At 59.3% G+C, this 23,665-nt stretch carries 16 protein-coding genes; 10 read left to right on the forward strand and 6 right to left on the reverse strand.

What is annotated here, in order from left to right:
• Nucleotides 1–39 precede the first annotated feature (39 nt).
• Both O5M90_RS10910 and O5M90_RS10915 read right to left on the reverse strand, forming a co-directional pair.
• Nucleotides 40–3,516, reverse strand: a complete 3,477-nt coding sequence (locus O5M90_RS10910; protein WP_269838562.1) for an EAL domain-containing protein — start codon at nucleotides 3,514–3,516, stop codon at nucleotides 40–42.
• Between the two features lie 313 nt (nucleotides 3,517–3,829).
• Nucleotides 3,830–5,371 (reverse strand): methyl-accepting chemotaxis protein, encoded by a 1,542-nt coding sequence (locus O5M90_RS10915; protein ID WP_269838561.1) that lies wholly within the window; start codon nucleotides 5,369–5,371, stop codon nucleotides 3,830–3,832.
• A gap of 516 nt (nucleotides 5,372–5,887) precedes the next feature.
• Between O5M90_RS10915 and O5M90_RS10920 the strand changes: the two genes are divergently transcribed.
• The 9 genes from O5M90_RS10920 to O5M90_RS10960 all read left to right on the forward strand — a co-directional run bounded on the left by O5M90_RS10920 (nucleotide 5,888) and on the right by O5M90_RS10960 (nucleotide 15,125).
• Nucleotides 5,888–6,067, forward strand: a complete 180-nt coding sequence (locus O5M90_RS10920; protein ID WP_269838560.1) for a hypothetical protein — start codon at nucleotides 5,888–5,890, stop codon at nucleotides 6,065–6,067.
• 865 nt (nucleotides 6,068–6,932) lie between these two features.
• Complete coding sequence (locus tag O5M90_RS10925) at nucleotides 6,933–7,937, forward strand: alpha/beta fold hydrolase (RefSeq protein ID WP_269838559.1); 1,005 nt, start codon at nucleotides 6,933–6,935, stop codon at nucleotides 7,935–7,937.
• Nucleotides 7,938–8,042: 105 nt separating this feature from the next.
• Complete coding sequence (locus O5M90_RS10930) at nucleotides 8,043–8,729, forward strand: hydrolase (RefSeq protein WP_269838558.1); 687 nt, start codon at nucleotides 8,043–8,045, stop codon at nucleotides 8,727–8,729.
• A gap of 22 nt (nucleotides 8,730–8,751) precedes the next feature.
• Nucleotides 8,752–8,997 carry a XapX domain-containing protein gene (locus tag O5M90_RS10935; RefSeq protein WP_269838557.1) on the forward strand — a complete coding sequence of 82 codons (246 nt, stop codon included), beginning with the start codon at nucleotides 8,752–8,754 and terminating at the stop codon, nucleotides 8,995–8,997.
• Nucleotides 8,997–10,886 (forward strand): amidohydrolase, encoded by a 1,890-nt coding sequence (locus tag O5M90_RS10940; RefSeq protein ID WP_269838891.1) that lies wholly within the window; start codon nucleotides 8,997–8,999, stop codon nucleotides 10,884–10,886. Before O5M90_RS10935 ends, O5M90_RS10940 begins: the two co-directional genes overlap by 1 nt.
• A gap of 2 nt (nucleotides 10,887–10,888) precedes the next feature.
• Nucleotides 10,889–11,320: a DoxX family protein gene (locus O5M90_RS10945; RefSeq protein ID WP_269838556.1), complete on the forward strand. Its 432-nt coding sequence runs from the start codon at nucleotides 10,889–10,891 to the stop codon at nucleotides 11,318–11,320.
• Nucleotides 11,317–12,888, forward strand: coding sequence for an MFS transporter (locus O5M90_RS10950; protein ID WP_269838555.1), 1,572 nt, complete (start codon nucleotides 11,317–11,319; stop codon nucleotides 12,886–12,888). The genes O5M90_RS10945 and O5M90_RS10950 overlap by 4 nt, the downstream gene beginning before the upstream one ends.
• Before the next feature lie 11 nt (nucleotides 12,889–12,899).
• Nucleotides 12,900–13,619 (forward strand): hypothetical protein, encoded by a 720-nt coding sequence (locus O5M90_RS10955; RefSeq protein WP_440402019.1) that lies wholly within the window; start codon nucleotides 12,900–12,902, stop codon nucleotides 13,617–13,619.
• A gap of 651 nt (nucleotides 13,620–14,270) precedes the next feature.
• Entirely contained in the window at nucleotides 14,271–15,125 is an 855-nt protein-coding gene (locus O5M90_RS10960) for an AraC family transcriptional regulator (RefSeq protein ID WP_269838553.1), read from the forward strand.
• Nucleotides 15,126–15,343: 218 nt separating this feature from the next.
• Here the strand turns inward: O5M90_RS10960 and O5M90_RS10965 are convergent.
• Nucleotides 15,344–16,446, reverse strand: a protein-coding gene (locus tag O5M90_RS10965; RefSeq protein WP_269838552.1) for an IS3 family transposase whose coding sequence is annotated in 2 segments (ribosomal slippage) — nucleotides 15,344–16,188 and nucleotides 16,188–16,446 — 1,104 coding nt in all. Because the reading frame shifts where the segments join, the coding sequence is not laid out codon by codon here.
• A 423-nt stretch (nucleotides 16,447–16,869) separates the two neighbouring features.
• A complete protein-coding gene (locus tag O5M90_RS10970) occupies nucleotides 16,870–17,223 on the reverse strand; it encodes an H-NS histone family protein (RefSeq protein WP_269838551.1) in 354 nt (117 codons plus the stop codon).
• A 440-nt stretch (nucleotides 17,224–17,663) separates the two neighbouring features.
• Between O5M90_RS10970 and O5M90_RS10975 the strand changes: the two genes are divergently transcribed.
• Entirely contained in the window at nucleotides 17,664–20,432 is a 2,769-nt protein-coding gene (locus O5M90_RS10975; protein WP_269838550.1) for an ATP-binding protein, read from the forward strand.
• A gap of 4 nt (nucleotides 20,433–20,436) precedes the next feature.
• Here the strand turns inward: O5M90_RS10975 and O5M90_RS10980 are convergent, their stop codons facing one another.
• Entirely contained in the window at nucleotides 20,437–21,816 is a 1,380-nt protein-coding gene (locus tag O5M90_RS10980) for a patatin-like phospholipase family protein (RefSeq protein WP_440402020.1), read from the reverse strand.
• Between the two features lie 17 nt (nucleotides 21,817–21,833).
• The gene (locus tag O5M90_RS10985) at nucleotides 21,834–23,636 is read right to left on the reverse strand and encodes an amidohydrolase (protein WP_440402021.1); all 1,803 of its coding nucleotides are present in this window, start codon (nucleotides 23,634–23,636) and stop codon (nucleotides 21,834–21,836) included.
• Nucleotides 23,637–23,665: the final 29 nt, after the last annotated feature.

Consider the following 23,665-nt stretch of genomic DNA (forward strand, 5'->3'; position numbering starts at 1 on the left):
TCTGATTCTGCCTGTGCAGCCCTACTCACGGACAGTTAGCTAGTCCGCAAGCTCATGGTCGCGAAACGCCATCGCAGCGGACATTTGGCTGACCCACGGTGAAAACTCGCGCGCATCTGGCTTTCCGCCGATTGGCAATGCGGGACTAAAGAAATAGCCCTGCATCAAACGGCAACCTAGACTAGAGAGAACAGATAGGTGCGACTGGAACTCAACACCCTCAGCGACTACCTCTATGCCCAACTCTGACGCCATCGTCAGGACGGCACGAAAGATCGACTGGTCTCTCTGGCTCAAATGAACGTCCCTCACAAATGAGCGATCCATTTTGAGAGCGCTGATGGGTAGGTGCCGCAGATGTGCGAGGCTTGAGTAGCCGGTGCCGAAGTCGTCGAGCGCAACGAAAACACCCATAGCGCGAATACGGTGGAGCTCCGAGACGCAGGCATCAAAGTTCTTCATCATGGCCGATTCAGTAATCTCTATAACCAGCCGGGATGGCGCAATGCGCTCCTGGTCAATGACCATCGCGAGCACATCGGCGAAGTTCTTCTGCAGTTGCACGGAAGAGACGTTGACGTTTACCTTGATCGAACCGATGCCGTGAGCATCCCAGCGACTGATCAGCTTCGCGGCCTCCCGAAGCATCATCTCGCCAAGTTGGTGTATCAGTCCTGACTCTTCTGCGATTGGGATAAATGTTTCAGGGCCAATCACCGAGCCATCGGACGGGGACCATCGCATCAATGCCTCGACAGCCACAAGCTCCCTTGTCTCCACACAGATGATGGGCTGAAAAACTGGGTAGAAGCCGCCTGACAGAAGGCTCAAATTCATACTGTTTTCTACCTCGTCTCGCTTGCTGCTCTCTGCATTCATGGCCAGCTCATAGAATGAAAACTGGTCTCGGCCGCTTTGTTTAGCGTGGTACATCGCCAAATCGGCACACCGCAACAAACCGGTTTCTTCGTGGGTATCGCACGGAAAGCGGGAAACGCCGATGCTGCACTTGGCAAAGAGTTCGACGTTACCGATCTTGATAGCCGGCTTCAAAGAGTCAATCAGCTTCTGGCAAACGCGGGAAATGTCCTCCTGCCGCTGGGCGCCCTCGAGAATCACCGTGAACTCGTCACCGCCCATTCGGGCGACAAAATCCACTTCCCGCAATTGGCTGCGCAAGCGCTGCGCAACAGCTCTCAGGAAGGCGTCACCAACGTTGTGGCCATAGGTGTCGTTGACCAACTTAAATCGGTCCAGGTCAATGAAGATTAATGCAAAACCTTGGTTGCTTCGATTGGAGCGATGAATTGCAGCTGTTAGATTTTCTTGGAAGAAGCGGCGATTCGGGAGCGCCGTCAACTCATCGTAAAACGCTTGATGGCTCAAGAGGGATTGAGCCTCTTTAAGTGGCGCGATGTTTGAGGCGATCACGATCCAGTAACTGTGAGTGTTCTGATCACTCCGAACAACCGCAGCGCTTCCCCACAGAGGGATCAGACGACCGCCCGGGACAACCGCCTGTGCTTCACCGCGCCAAGACTCCCCTCGCTTGAGCAGGTGGTGGACCTCGCGACCTGTAGACGCGAGAAAGTCTTCACTGAAAAGGGAGAACAGCTGCGCACCAGCGAGACAGGGTCGCTCGAAAACGGCAACGGCCTGCGGGTTAGCCATCACAACTTCGCCACCTGGCTTGCAAATCAAGATTATGTCGTTCGCGTTCTCAAACACAGCCTGAGTCAATCGCCTGTTGAGCTCTTCTTGGTAGCGAACGGTAATATCTATGTGGAGAAGGACCGCCCCGCCCGTAGGGAGCGGTGTGCTACGAAGCAAGTAGCGTCGACTCTCCGATAGCACTTCGCATGGATATTCGAACTCGAACGGCTGTTCCTTTCGCAGCAACTCAGGTAAGCCCCGATAGGTCGCCTCTGCTCTATTCAGGCAATGCGTAAGGTATGAGTCCTCGACATCGCATTCGAGTAAACCAGGATTACCGCTCTCGCAAGCCAACTGTCGCCAAGCCTCGTTGAACTGTTCGATCCTCCCATCGCGATCAAGGACGACAACAGCGTCGCCTATTCCATCGATGACCTGCTGTAGCTTTTCAGCCTGCCGACGCAGATCTTCGCGCGCCTCCAGAAGGCAGGTAACGTCCGTGAATACGACTACCGTCGCGTGCGCACAGTCGTCAGCATCGAATAGCGCAAAAACGAGGCATAGCGAGCTGCGCATCTGATCAGCCTGCTGCCAATGCACCTCCCGCCGAACTGCCACGCGCCCCGCCAACGCTTCATTACTGAGAGCACTTAGCTCCAGAGCAAGGTCTGTTGGCAACAGGTCTGCCTCTGCAATGCCGCGAACATCCCGATGAAGCCCGAAGCTTTGCGAAAACTGCGCGTTCACGTAACTATATGTCCCGTCCATTCGCTTGATTGCAACAGGGTCAGGGGCTAAATCGAGGGCTGCCTGCAGCCTCTCAAACGTCTCCAAAGCGGTCCGTTCGGCGGCGCGCTGTAAGGTCCGATCCCAGAAGATCAATAAAAAGCGCTGACGATCCGACCGGCTGGCGTTTGCGGAGCACTGATTTTCCGGTGAGTTGAAGCCGGAGAAATAAGGCTCACATGAAACCTCAAAGTCACTGCCGGCGAAACTGAACGCGCCGACTCTGGGGGTGGCATCCCGCACGCAATCCTGCACCCAATTTATGACGGTGGAAGGGAGTGCGCTGTCGCCGATTTCGCACACCGATCTACCAAGCAGCGATACCGCCGCCCGGTTGGCGTGCTCCACTATCAGCCCGTCTGTCAGAACCAGGAGCGGCGACTTCACTGCCTGGAGGATGAAATCAAGCTCGTCGTTTCGATGCTGAAACTTCAGGGCTCTGGCGACCAGTTCATCGTTTGCCGATTGCAACTCTTTGTTCGCGATCTGCAGAACCTTGGCTACCGACTGAAGTTCTTCGTTCGATGCTTTCGGTTCCACGACAACGGCGCCAACATTTTCATGTTTCGCCGCGATGGCTAGCGCAGCCTGCGACTCGACCACCACCCCACCGACTCCGTCCGCCACACCAATCGACCAGCACGCCGGCAGGTCGCTTCGATTGAAAACAAGCAATAGAAACCCAAGATCAGCCGGGTAGAGGGACAACGTGACAGTAGCTCGCTCAGCGACAAGTTCAATCGCCTCGCCTGTCTCTGCCTCTAGTGACTCTGCATGCCGGCCGACAAGACGCAACAACTCCAAGCGCAACGGCGTGGGTAGAAGCTCCGGTGCACTCAGTGCTAGCTGATCCGATGGTAAACAAAAGTAGCGCTGCCCATTCCCGAGGAATCGCCGGATCCCTAAGGTCCTGTCGAGCAATGCTGCATCGGGAGAGAGGTGCTTCAGCAGAGCGTCGCCAGCCAACCTGGAGATGTCGCTCGCATCAGACGAAGCTTTCGCTCGACACGAGTCGCCCTCCGGAACCTGGGCCAAAAGGGGAGAACGCTGCTCTAGTTCCGCAGGAATGTCGATCATTGATCCATTGCGCTTTGGTGAGGATGTTTGCCCGGGGCGCACTCGCTCCGGCCACACGTAAGACAACTGGCTCGTCACGGTGGTCTCGGCCGGGTCTCCCGACAAATAACTGGGCTTTGACATGCGCGGGCGAGCGAGAGCGATTAAATAGGTGGACAGGCTCTCCAAGAGACGTGTGCTTGGCTCTGCTAGAGCAGGTCACTCATCGCCTCAACGTGGTCAACGTGGTCGTTGCTGCTGTGGCTAACCATTTAATTCAGATGCTGACTGGCAGCCCAGGCACCGCCTTTTCTGAACTCATGACACATCTGTGCTAAGACAACTTGAACACAGCTACTGCTTGCACTAATTGCTGAGCCTGGCCCTTAAGGCTTTCTGCAGCAGCTGCACTCTCCTCTACCAGTGCAGCGTTCTGCTGCGTCACCTGGTCCATCTGGCCGACTGCATCGCCGACTTGCTCGATACCCGAGCTTTGCTCAACGCTAGCCGACGTGATCTCCGCAACAATGTCGCTCACGCGCTGGATTGAGCCAACGATCTCGACCATCGTCTTGCCCGCCTTGTCAACCAACACGGAGCCATGCTCCACCTGCTCGACACTATGGCTGATCAGGGCCTTGATTTCCTTGGCCGCTTCAGCGCTTCGCTTCGCCAGACTACGCACCTCGGAGGCCACGACAGCGAAGCCTCGGCCCTGTTCACCTGCTCGGGCCGCTTCAACAGCGGCATTGAGTGCAAGGATGTTGGTCTGAAAAGCGATGCCATCAATAACCCCAATGATGTCGCCTATCCTGCGGCTGCTGTTGCTGATGCCGTCCATGGTATTGACGACGTTGCTAACCACCTCACCGCCATGGGCCGCGACGGCCGAGGCGCTTTGAGCCAGCTGATTTGCCAGCTTGGCACTGTCGGCATTTTTGCGGGTGGTAACAGCCAACTCTTCCATTGTGGCGGCAGTCTGCTGCAATGCGCTGGCTTGCTCTTCGGTGCGTTGGCTCAGGTCCTGGTTGCCTTGGGCAATCTGCGCACTGGCCGTAGCCACGCTTTCGGAGTTTCTACGTACGTTGGACACCACCTGTACAAGGCTGGCCTGCATGCGATCCATTGCCAGTAAAACCTGGCCGGCCTCGTCTTGCGTGGTGATGTCGATCTTGCCAGTTAGGTCACCGGCGGCAACACGCGCCGCCGCCATTGAGGCCTGGTTCAGCGGCCTCGCTATAGACCGAATAAGCCATGCAGCAACCGCCAGCGCTACCGCCAATCCCAGCACTGCAAAGCCGACCATCGCATTGCGCGCCGTGGCATAAGCGCTGTCGCTATTCTTGCTTTCAGCGACACTACCGAGGTGGTTGAGTTCGATCAACTTCAGAAGTTTGGCGCTGGAGCTACGGTACAGTTTGCGAGAGTCACCTTCGAGCAAAGATTTAGCCTTGTCGTTCTCGTTATTTCTCGACAGGGATAGCACCTGATCATGGATCTGCAGATACTGCCTCCGATCAGCGACAAACGCTTCGTAGAGCTGGCGCTCTTCGTCGCTGCTGATCAGTGGCACATAGGCTCGTTGGTCGTCCTCGAATTCCGCCAGGGCATCGGCCAACATCTTCTCGATGCCGGCCATCGCCTTTTCGTCGGTATTTAGTACATGTTGGAACTCTGCAACGCGGAAGTCAGAGGTCCTTGTGTTCATCTGATTCACGTACTCGACACTGGGCAGCCAGTTCGTTGTGATCTCCTTGGTAGACGCACGCATCACACCCATTTGCCAAAGCGCAAGTAAGTTGGCACCCAGCAGCATCGCAGCCAAGAGCCCGAAGCCAAGTTTCAAGCGATTAGCAATCGTAAGATTCTGGAACATCTCCGCCGTTCTCTTTTCAAAGGTGTGAGCACCGACGCCGTAGCACGCCGCTGACGAAGTCGCAGATCACGACCTCGGTCACCGGAATCGAACAGCATCTAGGCACCGTGAACAATGAGATCCCAGAAGCATCTGCCAGTGCGGCGTTGATACCTGCCGCCGGCAAAGAGTCGCTGTGGCGCTCAAGTTCTCGTAGGGGATTGAAGAGCGGATTCAAGATCTTCTCTCCAATCACTGATGGGACCGACTCTAGGCGAGCACTGCTGGAAACGGTTTGCGAGGCCCGTTAATTGGCGTTAATCCTCCTGCGGCAACACTGCCTCACTGGACCGCCACGGGGCGGTTCATCACAGAGCTTTTGGACGAATTTGATTCCGGGCCACTGCGCCGTTGCGATGCTAGATCGCCCGTTCGACTCCGTCGTGCTCGACCTGCGCTTGCAGGAAATGACGGGGTTCAGCTGCTCGGCAGGCTGATGAGTGCGTGCCGAGCAGTACGCACAAGCACACTGTGACGGTGATGCCGGCATTCGTGCAACTGCCCATGCCGCAACATGTGCAGGCCGCACTGCCGCCGGCGTCGGCGCACGTCCAGGACACCATCTCGGTGGAGATCCGCCGGGGAAGCACCGCGGCGCAAGCCGAACTGCCACTGGATGCTCGCAGTGCCGCCTGGCTGCGCGAGGTCCCGGGTTGACCGCGTCGATGCGGTCTGGCTGGCCGGGCAACCGCCGGACATGCGACTTGGAACCAAAGCCGCGCTAGCCCGTGCCGTAGGCATCTACGGTGCCGCACATCCGCACCACGCGCACTTGTTCACCAACCGGTGACACCAACCGCATGAAGGTCCTCGTGAACGATGGCATCGGCGTGTGGCTGGTGGCTGGTGGCTGGTGGCTGGCGCGAATCGTAGGGGTGTTCAGCCTCGCGCATGGCCCCAGCTACCTTTCGCCAATGCTGCCCGCACGCACATCAAGCTCATGGTGCGCGACAAGATTAGAGTTTAGTTCGCGGAACTACTCGACATGCTGCACACAACCGTGCGCGAGCCGAAACCATTTGCGCTGGCCAATGTAGTTTCAATCGAGAGGCCAACACCAAGCTGCCGGTCCCAGTCCGCTCGAACCGATGCCGCCCGAGGATCACAGCTGATCACGACTGACTCCTGGTTCGATAGCCGAGATGGCCGGAAGACCCCGCAGCTCTCATCTTAAGGATGGGCTTGGCGGGCAAAGACCCAGGCTTACCGCAATGGGCAGTCAACACCAAGGAGCCGCACGATGGTTCTCGACCCGACTCACTCACACCCAGGGAGAGGCGCCCGATCAATCTGCAGCTGGAACATCCCAGGTCTGAGTAGTACTAAAGATAGACAACGGTTGCCCCATTAGGTGCGCTGCATGCCTGAGCTGCGCTACTTACGCTAACCATATAGGTCGGGAGCGGGGGAACGGTCGCCTCCCAGGACGCGAGATGCAGCCCATCACCCAGGCTCTAGCGCGACTCGCAAGCAACCCGGGCCAACTGCAATCTATACGACCAATACTCCCTTAGGAACTCTCATGAATTCCCTCGAAGAAATCAATTCCCACTCCAATCTGTCGCGCCGGCAAGTGCTGGGCGGCAGCGTCCTGGCGATCACTGGCCTCGGCCTGGCCGAATCGGCCCTAGCCCAATCCCCCTCGACCAAGAACGCCGCAGATCGCGGCATCACAAAAGGAAAGCAGACCATGAGCAACACCATCGTCACCAAGGATGGCACCCAGCTTTACTACAAGGACTGGGGCACCGGCCGTCCCATCGTCTTCAGCCACGGTTGGCCGCTGAATTCCGATAGCTGGGAGGCGCAGATGCTGTTCCTGGCATCGCGCGGGTTCCGCTGTGTTGCCCATGATCGCCGTGGCCACGGCCGCAGCAGCCAGCCCTGGACCGGGCACGAGATGGACACGTACGCAGACGACCTGGCTACGGTTATGGAGAAGCTCGACCTGCGCAACGCAATCCTGGTGGGCTTCTCCACAGGTGGTGGTGAAGTTGCTCGCTACATCGGCCGACACGGCAGCAAGCGGGTTGCCGGCGCAGCGCTCATCGCTGCCGTGCCGCCGCAGATGCTCAAGACTGCGACAAACCCGGGCGGCTTGCCGATGGAAGTGTTTGACGGCATCCGTGCTGGCGAGATTGCCAATCGCTCACAGCTCTACAAGGACATCGCTTCGGGCCCCTTCTTCGGCTTCAACCGGCCCGGCGCGAAGATTTCGCAAGGGCTGATCGATTCGTTCTGGGCGGCCGGTATGCAGGCAAGCCACAAGGCCACTTTCGACTGCATCAAAGCGTTCTCGGAAACCGACTTCACGGCAGATCTGAAGAAGATCGACGTTCCGACTCTGGTGGTGCATGGCGACGACGACCAGATCGTTCCCATCGATGCATCGGCCCGAGCAGCAGCCACGTTGGTCAAGAACTCGAAACTGATCGTCTATGCCGGTGCGCCGCACGGCCTTGCAGACACGCACAAGGACAGGCTCAACAACGACCTGCTGGCTTTCGCGAAAAGTCTGGGCGACTGAGCCTACGGCTAACGTCTCAGAGAGGGCGGTGATATTCGGCCGCTCCCACCGCAGCGCTGCAATTCACCTCTCCAACCTACCAAACCTCCTCCACGAAAGTCCTATATGAGCAAGCTCCAAGTACTCACACCGCAGAACTCTCAACTCATCATCATTGATCACCAGCCGCAAATGGCCTTCGGCGTTCAGTCGATGGATCGCCAGGCGCTGAAGAACAACGTCGTGGCGCTGGCAAAGTCAGCCAAGGTGTTCGAAGTCCCAACCGTGATCACAACCGTCGAGACCGAGAGCTTCTCGGGACACACCTATCCGGAGATCCTTGCAGTCGTCCCAGAGGCGCCGCTTCTGGAGCGCACCTCGATGAACTCCTGGGACGACCAGAAAGTGCGGGATGCACTCGCCATCGGCGCTGCGCAGGGTCGTAAGAAAATCGTCGTGGCCGGCTTGTGGACCGAGGTCTGTAACCTGACATTCTCGCTCTCGTGCATGCAGGACACCGACTACGAGATCTACATGGTGGCCGACGCCAGCGGCGGAACCAGCAAAGAAGCCCACGACTACGCCATGCAGCGCATGGTGCAGGCCGGCGTGGTGCCGGTGACCTGGCAGCAAGTGCTGCTGGAGTGGCAGCGCGACTGGGCCCGCAAAGAGCGCTACAGCGCAGTGATGGACATCGTGCGGGAGCACAGCGGCGCCTACGGCATGGGCGTCGACTACGCGTACACCATGGTTCACAAAGCGCCCGAGCGAAGCCCGCACGGCCCGATGCTCTCGCCCATCCCAGCGCAGTAAGGCCTGACCAGGAGAACGCACGATGAAGGTCTATTTGCTTTCGCTTGGCGCCGGCGTTTTGATCGGAGTGATCTATGCGCTGATCAACGTGCGCTCTCCCGCTCCGCCGGTGGTAGCGCTGCTTGGGCTGTTGGGTATCCTGATCGGCGAGCAGCTTGTGCCGCTGGCCAAGCGGGCGATATCCGGCGAGTCGGTTTCGGTAGCTTGGTTTCATCAGGAATGCACGCCGCGCATCACCGGTATAGAGAACAGGAAGGACATAGCATGATGAGTTCGAGCGGCTTTGCTGATCTGATTCTTTACAACGGTCTCATCACCACGATGAATCGGAGCCATCCAGAGGCGGAGGCCGTCGCGATCAAGGAAGGGACGTTCATCGAAGTGGGAAGCGATGCCGATTGCATACTCAACTGTCGCGGCCCACACACCCGGCTGATTGACCTGCGCGGGCAGCGTGTTATCCCGGGGTTGATCGACAGCCACATCCACCTGATCAGGGGAGGCCTCAACTTCAATCTGGAGCTGCGCTGGGAGGGTGTACGTTCGCTCGCCGACGCAATGGCCATGCTCAGGGAGCAAGTGGATCGCACACCGGCACCGCAGTGGGTGCGGGTGGTTGGTGGCTTCACCGAACACCAGTTCGCCGAAAAGCGCTTGCCAACACTTGATGAACTGAACGCCGTGGCACCGCACACGCCGGTGTTCATCCTGCACCTCTACGACCGCGCGCTGCTCAATGGAGCAGCACTTCGCGCCGTAGGCTACGACAAGAATACGCCTAACCCGCCGGGCGGAGAGATCCAGCGCGACGCCGCCGGTAACCCGACGGGGCTTCTGCTGGCCAAGCCGAACGCACTGATCCTCTACGCCTCTCTGGCAAAGGGCCCAAAGCTGGATCCCGACGACCAAGTCAACAGCACGCGGCTGTTCATGCGCGAGCTGAACCGCCTAGGCGTTACCAGCGTCATCGATGCGGGAGGCGGTTTTCAGAACTACCCGGACGACTACCAAATCGTCGATAGGCTCGCCAAAGACGACGAGCTGACGGTGCGGATCGCCTACAACCTGTTCACGCAAAGCAAGGGCGGTGAGCTGGGCGACTTTCAGCGCTGGAGCGACCTACTCGCGCCGTTGGCAGGCTCTGAGACTTATCGCCACAACGGCGCCGGCGAAATGCTCGTATTCAGCGGTGCAGATTTCGAGGATTTCCGCGAGGCGCGACCCGACTTGCCGCCAAACATGGAGCCCGATCTGGAGGCGGTGATCCGCCACCTCGTTCAGAAGCGCTGGCCCTTCCGCATGCACGCCACCTACGAGGAGACGATATGCCGCGCGCTTGACGTGTTTGAGCTGGTCAACCGGGACATACCTTTCGACGGCCTGCACTGGTGGTTCGATCATGCAGAGACCGTGAGCCTGCAAAGCATTGAGCGAATCAAGGCGTTGGGTGGCGGCATTGCCGTGCAGCACCGCATGGCATTTCAAGGCGAGTACTTTGCGGAGCGATACGGTGCCAAGGCCGCAGAACAGACGCCGCCGATTCGCCGAATGCTCGAGGCCGGCCTGCCGGTGGGCGCCGGCACCGACGCTACGCGTGTTGCCAGCTACAACCCGTGGACCTCACTCAGTTGGCTGGTCACCGGCAAGACAGTGGGGGGCATGCGCATGTACGGAGAAGGCAATCTGCTCGACCGCCATACCGCGTTGCGCCTCTGGACGCACAGCAACACCTGGTTCAGTCACGATGAGGGGCGCAAAGGGCAGATTGCCGTAGGCCAGCTCGCCGACCTAGCCGTGCTATGCCGCGACTACTTCGCTATCCCCGAAGACGAGATCAACGAACTGTACGCCGAGCTGACGGTCATGAACGGCAAAGTTGTGCACGGCAGCGGCCCCTTTGCCGACCATGCGCCGCCGCTACCACCGGCCAGCCCGGACTGGAGCCCGGTGAATCGCTTTGGCCCGTACCGGCATCACACCCCAGGCGCCGGCATGTTCACAAACACAAAAAATAACCCAGCCAAGTTTCTGTCCAGTTGCTGCAGTACCCCCTGCGGCGTACACGGCCATGCGCACGCCAAGGCGCTAGCCAGCAGCGTGCCTGCCGATGACCGGGGTTTCTGGGGTGCCCTGGGCTGCGCCTGCTGGGCGTTCTGATCATGACCCGAATCCCTCTATCGAGCCAAGTGCCTCTGGGTTTGCTGCGCCGCGTCGCGCTGTTTGGCCTGCTATTGCCCTACCTCATCAGCGCTGTGAGCAAGCTATTGGACTGGCCGGGCGCGCAGGCAGAGGTGCAAGCGCTCACCGGTATCGCCTCCGGATTCCTTGTGGCGGTTGTCGCAGCTGGCGTGACCTCGCTACAACTCGTCTGCAGTCTCTGGCTGCTTGCCGATTGGCGAGGCGCCTGGCTGGCTGGGGTTGCGCTCAGCGCGTTCACTTTGGCCGCAACCCTGCTCGCGCACACTTGGTGGGGCTTGCCAGTCGGCCCGGAGCGACAGCACGCCTTCAACGGGTTCTGGGAGCACATTGCTATCTGCTGCGCGCTGGGCTTTGCAGCTTTAGTGAGCGCCCGAGAAGGTGCCGACCGATGAGCGAGACCACTTCGGCCTGGAGCCCGTTTCGCCATCGTGTCTTTGCGCTGATGTGGGCGGCAGCACTACTCGGTAACGTCGGTACCTGGATGCGCGACGTGGGCGCCGGGTGGCTGATGACCTCGCTCTCCCCCAGCGCGACCTTCGTAGCCTTGGTGCAAGTGGCTGGTACCCTGCCCATCTTTATGCTCGCGCTGCCTGCAGGCACGCTCGCCGATCTGGTAAACCGCCGCAAGCTGCTCATCGGAGTGAACTTGCTTTTGGGCAGCGTGGCGCTGTTTCTTGGCGTTGTCACACAAATGGGGTTGATGACGCCACTTCTGCTACTGGGGGCGTTGTTTGTAGGTGGTATCGGCTCCGCGCTCGCCACCCCAGTGCTGCAGTCGCTGACCCCGCTGCAGGTGCCACGTCCCGAGTTGCGCGCCGCTATCGCGCTGAACAGCATGGGGTTCAACGTGTCGCGCGCCATCGGCCCCGCACTGGGCGGCCTGGTCATCGCGCTGCTGTCCATCCAGGTGGCCTTCTACCTGGATGCCGTGAGCTACCTCATCGTCATTGCTGCGCTGCTGTGGTGGAAGGCCGCCGCCACGCCCGCCTCACAGGAATCACCCGAGTCCTTCGGAGGCGCATTGGTCACCGGCCTGCGATACGTGTGGAATGCGCCGCAGTTGCAACGAACGCTGCTGCGCGCAGCTAGCTTCTTCCTCTTCGCAAGCTGCTTCTGGGCGCTGCTTCCGCTGCTGGTGCGCCAGCAGCTTGGCGGCAGCGCAGGAACCTACGGCTGGCTGCTCGCCTGCACCGGCGTCGGTGCGGTGCTTGGCGCGCTCCTGCTTCCTCGGCTACGCCAGCGACTGAGCACCGAGACAACAGTGCGCCTGGGTACCGGCCTCACCGTCGCAGTGCTGGCGCTACTGGCAGTGACACGAAATGTGCCGCTGGCAGCACTCGCGCTGAGCCTTGCCGGCATGGCATGGATTGGTGTACTGACAAGCGCCAACACCGCCGCGCAAATGCTCCTGCCCGACTGGGTACGCGGGCGAGGTCTTGCCGTCTATCTGATGGCCTTCTACGGCTCGATGACTGCCGGAAGCCTCTTGTGGGGCAGCATCGCCGATTCTGGCGGGCTGCAACTGGCCTTCTTTGCAGCAGCTTGCCTTGGGCTGGGCGCGCTGGTGCTCGCGTACTGGAAGCCACTACCTGAGGCAGACCCCGATCTCACCCCCTCGCTGCACTGGCCTGAGCCCGCGCTGAACGGCGACGCCGGCGATCGCGCCGTACAAGTGCGCATCGAATACAACATCCCCGCAGAGCACCGGGCCGAGTTCCTGACACGGATGGAAGCTCAGTCCCGGGAGCGCCGCCGTGATGGCGCACTGCGCTGGTGGCTGACCGAGGACGCCGAACGGCCTGGGCGCTTCGCTGAGCACTTCATTGAGCCGAGCTGGCAGGAGCATCTGCGACATCATCATCGAGTAACGCACGAGGATGCCGATCTTCAGGCCCGTGTGATTGCACTTCACAGAGGATCCACTCCTCCGGATGTGAAGCATGAGCTTGTCGCCAAATAGAAAAGAGACACATGCACCGACGCGCCTGTTTAGCGGCACTCCTTGCTGCACTTCCTGTAGCTGAAGCTAGCCGTCCACTTCGCGCAGGCTTGATCGATGTACCCCCCTGGGGCTGGGCCAACCCTGGACAGCTTTGCGGTGCTTATGCAGAGTGGCTTGTGCAGTTTGGCTACCAGCTCGGCGAGGACTTTCAGTTGGAGTTACGTCCATTGGCACGAGTTGGGGCGGAGCTCAAGAGCGGCCGGCTGGACTTTGCCTTGATGACAGAGCAGCCGTTTCTCGACGCACACTCGCTTGGCAAAGTGACAGAGCTTGACGTCGTTGTATTGGGCGACGTAGATCGCGGCGGCAGCGTTGGAGTATTGCGCGGCGTGTCGCTTCCAGTAGCGCTGCAAAGCGCAATGTGGGAACGGGTAGACCTTCAGTCTGTGCGCAGCCAAGTGGAGATGCTCCGGATGGGGAGACTTCAGGCTGCGGTCGGCGTGCGGCAGAGCTTCGAGGCCACTGTCGGTGGGGCGGGTGCGCGCGAGCTCTTGGCCACCGCCCGCCCTGTAGAGACACGCTCAGTTCAGCTTTGGATCGGGACGCATTTGCTGGGTACAACCACCGCAGCCAAGATGAGAGGCGCGCTGAAAAGAATGCAAACGCTGATCAGCCCGACGCAGCTTCTTGAGTGGCCAAGTTGCCGTCCGCACACCACTCATCCTACTGCTTCGCAGTCGACGAAATGAGTTGTCCTTCCGTTCGATGACATCGACGCACTGTCATGACAAGTCAGATGCGCCGAAAAATGTTCAATGGAGCCCAACGGATTCTTGATATCGAACTATCCACTCCCTCCGGTACGTTTGCGCCCAGGCAGTACAGGCACATCTGCGTCCAAGGTAAACCGCCTTTGACGCGCCGATATGCCGGTGGCGGTCAAGCGCCGCCCGGGTAGGCTCATGAATGCCAAGTCCGAATTGTGTTTGATAGTCCGAAACTACTTTGCGGATTTTTCGCCGCTGAACTAGGAATACTACTTCGCTTATCGAGATTCAAAGGCGAAATATATAGCTACAGTCTTGACTGTCATTGAACGTCGGGTGATGTTCGGTGGGCGGAACTGCTGCAAGCTCGCGCTGGGGCCGCACTAGTTCTCACTGACTGGCCGACCACTACCCACATCGGCTGCTATTGCGGGACTCATTCAGCATGCAGCGACCTTCAATGTTATTGAGCAAGCCTCTCGTCGACATACCAATACCAAAAGTGGATTTAACCAGTGCTGCACAATCACCTTTTCATTGAATCGACCCGAGGCCAAGAAAATTCTTTACCAGGGTTTCAAGTCCTTGTTAAAAAACTCAAGGACCTTGCCCCCTACAAATGGAATTCCGATCATGCTAATTCCAGCTGATATTCCAGAAAATTTGCTGATTAAGAGCTACAACCGAAGCTGGAGCAACGTACTTGTCGATGTAACAGATTACTCTTGCGATGGTCAAGTTATTCAGCGGCTGCCCCACGAAGACAAACTCAGGCTGAGTGTCCTTCTGGAAGAAGTGGGGCGATATCGTTGTGAGCCGAGAGAGAAGCCTGACGTTCCTTGTGTCGTCAAACCACGCGACATGAGCATTATCCCGGCTGGAATGCCGCTCTTCGGATACAGCGCGGACGTGCGTTTTGCAAAGGTTGCCCACATCGTCTTCGATGAGGCACTCTTAGAGAAGCATGAGATCACGAAAAATCTTAGCGTTGCAAGCACACCGAGACTTCGATTTGCGGATGATCGGGTCTGGACCCTTGTCAAGTTGTTATCCGAAGCCATGCAAGATGCAGATCCTTCTTCACAGCTGTACGGGGACTCGTTAATCACCGCCATCGTAGCTCGGCTGCTTGACCAAACAAAACCTAGCACGAACGTTGGACTCTCGGATCTGCAGCTCAGGGATGCCATCGGCTTTCTCGACGCGCAACTGCCAAATCGCGTGGACCTGGCAACCCTGGCGAGCCTCGCTGGTTTGTCGAAGTCGCATTACTGCCGGGCCTTTAAGGCATCTACTGGAATGGCGCCATACCAATGGCAACTAAACGAACGAATAGAGCGTGCAAAGTGCTTGTTACTAGATACACGCCACTCAATGGATGATATTGCCGAAGTTACTGGATTTGCAGATGCAGCACATTTCGGGCGGACTTTTCGTAGGATTACTGGTGCTACTCCAGCACTCTGGAGAACGCACCGGCTTACCTAATATGAAGTCTGCCGCCATGATGCACTATCAATATATCTATTACCGATCTCTGCCCCATGGTAATTCACATGGGATGCCCAATTGACAGCGACAGGTCTATGGCACAAGCTCGCCAGCGCCAGCAGTGCTAATTTGACCGTATGGTCTCCTGGCAGCAAGTGTTCGGCTGCAGCAGCCGTACGAATATGACCTGTTCGGCTTAATCGAGACAGTAATTCTTAGAAGACGGCGGGTTGCAAGTCTCGGCGGAGGTGCTGTTTGAACTCCGCCGGGGTCAAGTATTGCAGGCTGCTGTGAGGACGGGCCTCGTTGTAGTGGTTGCGCCAGGTTTCGATGATCACGGCGGCCTCGCGGCGCGAGCGGAACCACTCGATGGACAGGCACTCGTCTCGGAATTTGCCGTTGAAGCTCTCGTCGGTGCCGTTCTGCCAGGGCTTGCCGGGATCGTTCAGCACGGTAGCGATGCCGGCGCTCGAGATCCACTCCAGGATTGCCTGGCTGACGAACTCCGGCCCGTTGTCCGAGCGCATGAACAGCGGCGCGCCGTGCAGGCTGACCAAGCGCGACAAGACTTCGATCACGCGCTTGGACCGGATGGCGCCTGCTACGTCGATGGCAAGGCACTCCCGGGTGTACTCGTCCACGACGGTCAAGCACTTGATCTGCTGGCCGCTGGCGGTGGTGTCGAAGACGAAGTCATAGGCCCAGATCATGTTGGCCTTGAACGGCGTGTGGATGCGAGGCCGCATCGAAGCAATGCGCTTGCGCGGGCGTTTCCTGGGCACCAGCAGGCCCGCCTGGCGCCACAGACGGTGCGTGCGCGACCAACTCAGCTCGAAGCCCTTGCGGCGCAGGAACACGCGGATGCGGCGATAGCCGTAGCGCGGATACTGGGCCGAGAGCTCCTTCATGGCCGCGAGCACCGGAGCGTCCTTGGCAGGCAGCCGCAGCTTGTAGCTGGGCGTGGCACGCGACATCCCGATCAGCCCGCAAGCCCGGCGAAGACTCAAGCCCCGTGCGCGCACGAAGGCAAGCTGCTCTCGCCGAGCCAGCGGGTTCACCATTTTTTTGCGTTGATCTCTTTCAGGATCGCGTTGTCCAGCGCCGCTTCGGCCAGCAGCTTCTTGAGTCGGCTGTTCTCAAGCTCCAAGGCCTTGAGTCGCTTGACGTCAGCCACGTCCAACTGGCCGAAGTGCTTGCGCCAGGCGTAAATCGTGGGTGCGCTGACCTTGTGCTTCTTGGCCACGTCGGCCACCGTGGTGCGGTCCGCTTCGCGCAGGATTGCGACCATCTGCTCTTCCGTGAATCGACTCTTCTTCATGGGCTCCTCTTTGGGCGGGAGCCATCTTCCTAGAAATCAATGTCTCGGAGAAACCGGGCAGGTCAAATAGACGCGGCTGCGAAGCTGTCAATCTCCGATTCGCTCAAGATCCGCACAGGCCTCCGTGCCCTGCCAATAGTCTTTGCCTACCTGACCTCGCGTCACTGTCGATGGGTAGGTCACGCCACCTACTGCTTCTCAAAGGCTGCAGAGCCATCGAGCCGAAGCCAGCGCTGGCCCGATTAACTGTTACCAGCGCGTCCGCGCGACCCAGCCGCCGCGCGGGCGCCAAGACTGGTTCTGCAACGTCGGTTTAGAAAGTCTCGGTGTGCTGCACCGCCTGAACGGGCCGCGCCGCAGTGGTCCGCCCCGAGGACCGTGGCGCCACCGAATGGCGCCGGCACGAGGACGGGCTCGCTCTGCCTACTCTGGATTGACGAGCATAGAACCAGCAGTCTTGCCTTCTTCGATGGCTGCGACAAACCAGCTTGGGCGCTTGCCACGCCCCGTCCAGGTACGCCCCTTGCCATCTTGATACTTGGCCTTGCCGGTTACCATTGAGACCTTCGCCGCCTTACCGCCCTTTGCCTTACGGGCTCCACTTGTATTGATCTCCTTGACCGGTTTGGCGAAGAGCTCTTCGGCCGTGAGGTCGTAATGCGCGATGGCTTCCTGGATGCGCCCAATCACATCCGATCGTTCCTTCTGCCTTAGCGCGTCGGCCTGGTCTTGCAGTTTTTCAATCTGTGCGAGCAGTTGCTTTAGATTTTTTGCCATCGTGAGTTCCGTTGAGGCTCAGTTGCGGAGTTTCCGAATACATCGGATGACACGCCCGCGGTGTTTCAGCGTTGGCGTGGCTCCTCGTACGGATACAAGTGCATACCGCGTAACTGATCGTGACGTGCGTGCCCGGATTATGTTCCTTCAGCATTGAGTGCTGGAATACAGGCGGTTTGGAGCTTGCAAAGAGTATCTAGGCTGTAGCTCAACACGCTCTGCTCAAGGGCACAGCGGTATGACAGCGTACAGTCCAAGGCCCCACGTCCCCCAAGCCTACGCAGGCAGGCGACAATCGCATATCGCACAAACAAACGAGGCGCAGAGTGGCCTAGTTTCGAGCGATTGGAGCTCTGGGACGCCATTGATCATGGTCTGTCAAGAGCGGAGACGGAATTGGGCTTCCACTGCTGGTGGCGGCGACTCAGGATACTGGCGAGATGCAGCCTCAAGCATGGCAATTCGGAACGTTCACCCTTCTTCCGAGGCAGCGTTTGTTGCTCGACGGTGACTCGCCGGTGTGCGTTGGCGGGCGTGCGTTGGATCTACTGATCGTTCTGATTGAGGCTGCAGGGTCGGTCGTGCCCCGCTCCGAGCTCATCACACGTGTTTGGAAGAATGTCATCGTCGATGAAGGCAGTCTGCGTGTTCATATCGCCGCTCTTCGGCGGGTGCTGCGTGATGACGGAGACGGCCAACGCTTCATTGTCAATGTACCTGGCCAGGGCTATTCATTCATTGGCGAAGTCTTGACAACGGCAGTCCACAGCGTGAACACCACCTGGCCCAAGCTGAACATTGTGCGCAGTCCTTTACCGCCCTTGCTGACCAGGGTTGTTGGCCGGGACGAAGCGATCCGGGATGTCAGTTCCATGGTTGCGGAGCATCGCCTGGTCACCATCGTTGGCGCGGGAGGCGTCGGCAAGACGACGGTTGCTGTCGCTGCGGCGACGCAACTCGCAGCTGTCTATCGGGACGGCGCACGCTTCGTCGATCTCGCACCGCTGACCGAGCCGCGTCACGTCGCCAGCGCGTGCGCAAACGCCATTGGAGAGTCTTCGCAGCCCATTGTGGATGCGAGCGACCTGGCAGGACTATTGGCGGGTCGGCAGATGTTGATCGTGCTCGACAACTGCGAGCATGTTGTGGAGGCTGTGGCCACATTAGTCGAAGCCCTACTTGCCTCTGCGCCTGGCGTACACCTGTTGGCCACCAGCAGAGAACCGATACGTGCGCCAGGAGAGCATGTCTTCCGACTAGCGTCGCTTGAGCTACCGCCGGCTTCGGGACCGCTGACGGCTGAGCAGGCAGCTGCATTTGCTGCGGTGCAGCTCTTTACTCAGCGCACGGCGGCGAGTTTCACGGGGTTCAAGCTCCTGGATGAGCACGTGCCATATGTCACTGAAATATGTTGGCGCCTTGATGGCATTCCGCTTGCTATCGAGCTTGCTGCTGGCCGAGTAGAGCAACTGGGCGTTCGCGGACTGTCGTTGCGCTTGGAAGACAGTTTTGCGGTCCTCACCAAGGGGCGACGGACTGCGTTACCACGGCAACAGACACTTCGTGCTGCCATTGAATGGAGCTATGAGCTACTGACCGAGACTCAGAAGTCAGTGCTCATGCGCCTCTCAGTCTTTGCAGGCAGCTTCTCTTTCGACTCCGCATTAGCGGTTTGCGAAGACGAATTGTCGGCCAACAGCTGCGATGCCATTGATGAGTTGGTCCTCAAATCCCTGATCACGATCGACTCGTGTGCTGACGTTGCTCGCTATCGGTTGCTCGAGATGACTCGAGCTTACGCGCTCGACAAGCTCAGGCACTCGGGTGATCTAGCGGCGGCTTATCGAAGTCATGCGCAGCACGTGTGCAGCATTTTTGAGGGCTTGGAAGCAGGGTCTCCGCTTGATGCCGGCTTCAGAGATACGTCGCATGGACGTTGGATCGACGACATCCAAATCGCGGTACAGGCAAGCTTCTCCACCCTAAGAGATCCCGGGCTTGCCATGCGCCTTCTCGCCGTTACCGCCTCAGTGTGGTTTCAGCGATCTCTAATTAGTGAGTACCGAGCAAGGGCTGAGGAGGTGCTCGAGAGAGCTTCCGAGCTTCCTCTACAGCATGACGCTACCGCTATGCGCTTTTGGCATGCACTGGGCCTTGTCTACTGGTACACCGGGGGATCGGTCTCCGAGGTGGCGCAGGTATTCGGACGAACGTACGACCTCGCGCGAGCACTGCGAGACGTTGACTTCGAAAGGATGGCCCTGTGGGGGCTGTGTGTGGAACGGTGCGGATCAGGAAGCTATGGTGCAGCGCTCGATCTCGCTCAAAGGCACGCAGCGTTGACACCCTCTGGATCCGGATCCGAAGCTGAGATTCAAAGCGGGCACATGATGCAGGTTTGTTTGCATCTTATGGGTGACCAGCAGGCGTCGAGAAACGCAGCAATTGCGTCTTTGCAAATCATCCACCGGACTGCGCAGAGCGGCGCACTGAATGCTTTCCAGCCCGATCCCCGTGCGGCAATCAATTCATTCCTTTCCCGGACTCTATGGATACAAGGACTCCCCGATCAAGCGCTTGAGGTCGCAGCGGGAGCTGTGCAGTCCGCGAGGTCGATGCAACATGCCGTGACGCTTTGCTTCACCCTGTTCGGACAGTGCGCGGTATTGCTTTGGTGTGGCCGTTGGTTGGATCTGGAACGGGAGGCCAATGAGTTGATGGAAGTAGCGAGGGATCGACGCCTTATTTTCTGGGAGACCTGGGCTCAGGCCTACAAGGATGCTTTGGCTGTTGGCGCCGAAGGTGTAGTCGTGCCTAAAAGGCGTTACCCAATCCTCGGGCCGCACCACGCCGAAGTGATGGCCACAGTCAGCGATGAGTTGCTCGAGGGGGATGCGTTGATTCGAGCTGAGGCCGGTCAATGTCCTTGGTGCGCGCCGGAGGTGTTTCGGGCGCAGGGTGAGAAGTTGCTCCGCCAAGGCGCCGCATCGCATGAGGCAGAGCGGTGGTTCCTGCGCGCGCTCCGCTCGGCACAAGAATCAAAGGCATATTCTTGGGAACTGAGAGCCGCCACCAGCCTCGCTGGAAGCTGGCTGCGTCAGAATCGGAGAGCGGAGGCCGAAGGGTTGTTGAGTGGTGTATTGGGTCGATTCACGGAAGGTTTCGACACGTTGGACCTGCAGCGCGCCCGGCGCATGCTGAAGGGGTGAGCAGTTACTGCTGATCCACGCCAAAAGCAAAGAAGTGTGTAATCTCTGATCGACGAACCGCTTGACGTCCCGCGTCCATTGCGACCTCTATCTCCTGTTCCGAAAGCTTCAAACGTGTCTCGATGGCACGAGCCCGAGCCGCAGTCGCCGGCTCTACGTGCTGAAAGCTGAGAAGGTCGACCAGGAATTCGACGTCATCACAGCGCCATCCTTTTGGAACGCCGCCCAGCGCTACCAGCGCCTCGGCGCTGAGACTGCAGCGATGCAGGACAAGAGCATCCCTCCACTTCTCCATCGCGGCCTGAAAGGAGAAGGCTGCCAGTCGTGCGGCCGCGTCAATTGCGGCATCCGTGGCGGCCATCGCGGAATCGATAGCCCCCGGTCCCTCCAACTGACGGTTCCAGGTCCCGCTAAGTCCGCGGCCAGCGTCCACAACGAGGAACAGCAGCTTCCGGACACGGATCGCATCCTTAGCGGTCATTGGACTGTAGGCGTTGCTCGCCAAAGCGCGTGAAATCAAGATACTGGACAAGCCGAAATTGTCTGTCACGCCGCCGTCGACCAGCTTGACGAAAGCAGGTCCGTCAGCATCCCGGTAGCTGTGCATGGCCTCTGCAATGGATCGCACGAGCCGCGGCGTTGACAAGCTGGACAAAGTGGGCTCGACGAATGCAGCCTCGGCGGTGGGGCATCCCGCCGCAAAAGTCTTCAGCACCGTTGGCTTGAAGACGACCGGCACTGCCATCGACGCGGCGACCGCATCAGCGATCGGGTAAGACCGAATGTCTGAACACAGCGCATTGAATAGGCCCGGCAGGAAAGGAAAGCTTGTGCGGTGATACAGGTCGGTCGCGTTGATCCACACATCCACATTCCGCCGGGCATAGAGATCCCCGAACGTTGCCCCCCCGAAGACTTCGGCGTCCAGCACCTCCGCGAAGTTAGAGCGGTCGTTGAGGCCGCCGCCAAACAGCCTGGCCCAGTTGGCGGGCGAGACGAGGCTCAGATTCATCCGCGCCTCAAAGTCCCGCTTGAGGACGCGGGACTTGATGTCTGCCAGGCCCTTGCGCCCGTAGAGCCCGTAGTAGGCCGCAGTCAGAGATCCCCCAGAGACAGAACTCACGAAGCTCACCTGATCGAGGAGGTCGCCTCGCGGGGTTTTTGTCTCGGCCAGACCTTCAAGCACCCCCGCGGCAAACGCAGAGGCCCTGAGCCCTCCGCCAGAGAAGGCAAGCGCGACGGTGTAATCCTGGACGATGTCTTGCGGGCGATCCATGTTTGCCGGAACGCCGGCGAGTAGCGGGACGTTGGCTGGTGAGCGTGGCGGCGATGCGCAGCCGCAGAGTGAGGCTGAGATACAAAGGGAGATGAATGTCGCACGCATGGTGGATGCACCTCAGCTCACCGAGCGCCGTAGTAGCCGCCGAAGTGCTTGATGGGTGACCAGCCGGGGAGGATCTCGGGCAATGCTGGCGAAAGCCTGCCGTAGTCCTGCGTGCCGAACACCACTCGGCCATCCATGACAGTCAACACCGAAGACACGGACTTGATCTGTGATTCCGGGACCGTGAAGTAGTCGCGATCCAGCAGCACGAAGTCCGCCAGGTGGCCGGGAGCGATCAGGCCCATCTCGGATTCGGCATTCATGAACCATGCTGGCCTGCGGGTGAACAGATCGAGCGCTTCGGCGCGAGACAGGCGATTGTCTTTGGCCAGCACTTCGGTGCCGGACACCGCCCTACCCGTCACCATCCAGCTAATACCCACCCAGGGGTTGTAGGAGGCGGCCCGGAATGCATCGGTGGTCATGGCCAGCGGGATGCCGCTGTCCATGAGCTCACGTAGGCGGGGTGTGAGCAACGCTTTGTCGCGGCCGTGGGTCTTGATGAATCCGTCGCCGTGCAGGGCCATCTTGGTGTCCAAGGCGATGCCGCCACCGAGCCTCTTGACCCTGGCGATGTTGGCAGAGCTGATGGTTTCGGCGTGCTCGATGCTCCAGCGCAGACCTTGCAGCGGCGTCTTCTCGTTCAGCTTCTCCAGCGCATCGAGAAACGGTGTGATGTTCTCGTCGTAGCTTATATGAAGGCGGAACGGAATGCGTCGTTGGACCAACCGGGCCACGTCCTTCTCCACCAGTTGCCGCATCCTCTCTGGCTCGATGATGACGGCCGGGCGGTCGAAGTTCTCGTGGTCGTGCACATCGAGGCAGAGCACTTCGCCAGCCCCCCGGTAGACATGACCATGCGCCAGGTTCGCATGCAGGTTATGACCAGGGCTGATCGGCGCTGTTCTCGTGATGGCCCGGATCTGCGCCTCAACCATGTTCATGGGGGTGCCGTCGCCGAACTGCATGTCCACGAAAGGCATGCGCACGTTGAGTCGGTTGTCGCGGGCCAGGACGGCCAGGTTGGCCTGCAGTTTGGGATAGCCCCGGTTTCCCGCGTCGATGGCCGAGGTAATGCCGAAGCGGTTCAGGCCGTGGATGGTATGGATCAGCGAGCTCACCTCGTCGTCGAAAGACGGCTGCGGCACCATGGTCTCCATGGCGATGAACGTGAAGGTGTGACCATGCACCACTCCCGTGTACCGCCCTTGGGCGTCCTTCTCGAATTCGGTGCCAGGCAGTTCAGGAAACCGGCTGGTGCCCACGCCGAACGCGTCCATTGCCTGCTGGTTCATGAAGGCACGGTTGTAGGCGTACTGCACGATGAACGGCCGGTTCGGCACGGCATTGCGCAGTTCGTCCATGGAGGGGAACCGGTTCTCTTCGAACTGGTAGGGGGACCACCCGCCAATCACCTTGACCCAATGGCCTTCCGGCGTTCGCTTGGCCTGCTCGTTCAACATCTCCAGTGCGCGACGCAGCGTCGGCACGCCGTCCCACCGCACGGTGTAGTTGAAACCGCTCTCGTTGAGCACATGCGTGTGCGCGTCGATGATGCCCGGGATGAGCCGGCGACCGCGCGAGTCAATGACTCTCGTGCCGGCACCTTTCAGTTCGAGCATCTGCGCATCGGAACCGACCGAATAGATGCGCCCGTGCTTGACGGCCAGTGCGGACGCCTCGGGCTGGGCCGGGTTGCCGGTGAAGATCTTCGCGTTATGCACAATCAGATCTGCACCAGACGTCTCTTGCTTGGGCTGGGCCCAGGTACTGGTCAGGCCATGCATGGCCATGAATGCAATCAGAAATCTCAGGATCATTGCTGTCTCTTTCGATGAATCTACAGAAA

It is taken from the genome of Paucibacter sp. M5-1 (assembly GCF_027498415.2).
Lineage (GTDB): Bacteria > Pseudomonadota > Gammaproteobacteria > Burkholderiales > Burkholderiaceae_C > Roseateles_E.

Bases quoted from the DNA above. Each gene is read 5' to 3' on its own strand.
- O5M90_RS10910 (WP_269838562.1), bottom strand. From the start codon at position 3,516: ATGATCGACATTCCTGCGGAACTAGAGCAGCGTTCTCCCCTTTTGGCC.
- O5M90_RS10970 (WP_269838551.1), bottom strand. From the start codon at position 17,223: ATGGCAAAAAATCTAAAGCAACTGCTCGCACAGATTGAAAAACTGCAA.
- O5M90_RS10985 (WP_440402021.1), bottom strand. From the start codon at position 23,636: ATGATCCTGAGATTTCTGATTGCATTCATGGCCATGCATGGCCTGACC.
- O5M90_RS10960 (WP_269838553.1), top strand. From the start codon at position 14,271: ATGCTAATTCCAGCTGATATTCCAGAAAATTTGCTGATTAAGAGCTAC.
- O5M90_RS10940 (WP_269838891.1), top strand. From the start codon at position 8,997: ATGAGTTCGAGCGGCTTTGCTGATCTGATTCTTTACAACGGTCTCATC.
- O5M90_RS10930 (WP_269838558.1), top strand. From the start codon at position 8,043: ATGAGCAAGCTCCAAGTACTCACACCGCAGAACTCTCAACTCATCATC.
- O5M90_RS10980 (WP_440402020.1), bottom strand. From the start codon at position 21,816: ATGCGTGCGACATTCATCTCCCTTTGTATCTCAGCCTCACTCTGCGGC.
- O5M90_RS10955 (WP_440402019.1), top strand. From the start codon at position 12,900: ATGCACCGACGCGCCTGTTTAGCGGCACTCCTTGCTGCACTTCCTGTA.
- O5M90_RS10925 (WP_269838559.1), top strand. From the start codon at position 6,933: ATGAATTCCCTCGAAGAAATCAATTCCCACTCCAATCTGTCGCGCCGG.
- O5M90_RS10945 (WP_269838556.1), top strand. From the start codon at position 10,889: ATGACCCGAATCCCTCTATCGAGCCAAGTGCCTCTGGGTTTGCTGCGC.
- O5M90_RS10915 (WP_269838561.1), bottom strand. From the start codon at position 5,371: ATGTTCCAGAATCTTACGATTGCTAATCGCTTGAAACTTGGCTTCGGG.
- O5M90_RS10935 (WP_269838557.1), top strand. From the start codon at position 8,752: ATGAAGGTCTATTTGCTTTCGCTTGGCGCCGGCGTTTTGATCGGAGTG.
- O5M90_RS10975 (WP_269838550.1), top strand. From the start codon at position 17,664: ATGCAGCCTCAAGCATGGCAATTCGGAACGTTCACCCTTCTTCCGAGG.
- O5M90_RS10950 (WP_269838555.1), top strand. From the start codon at position 11,317: ATGAGCGAGACCACTTCGGCCTGGAGCCCGTTTCGCCATCGTGTCTTT.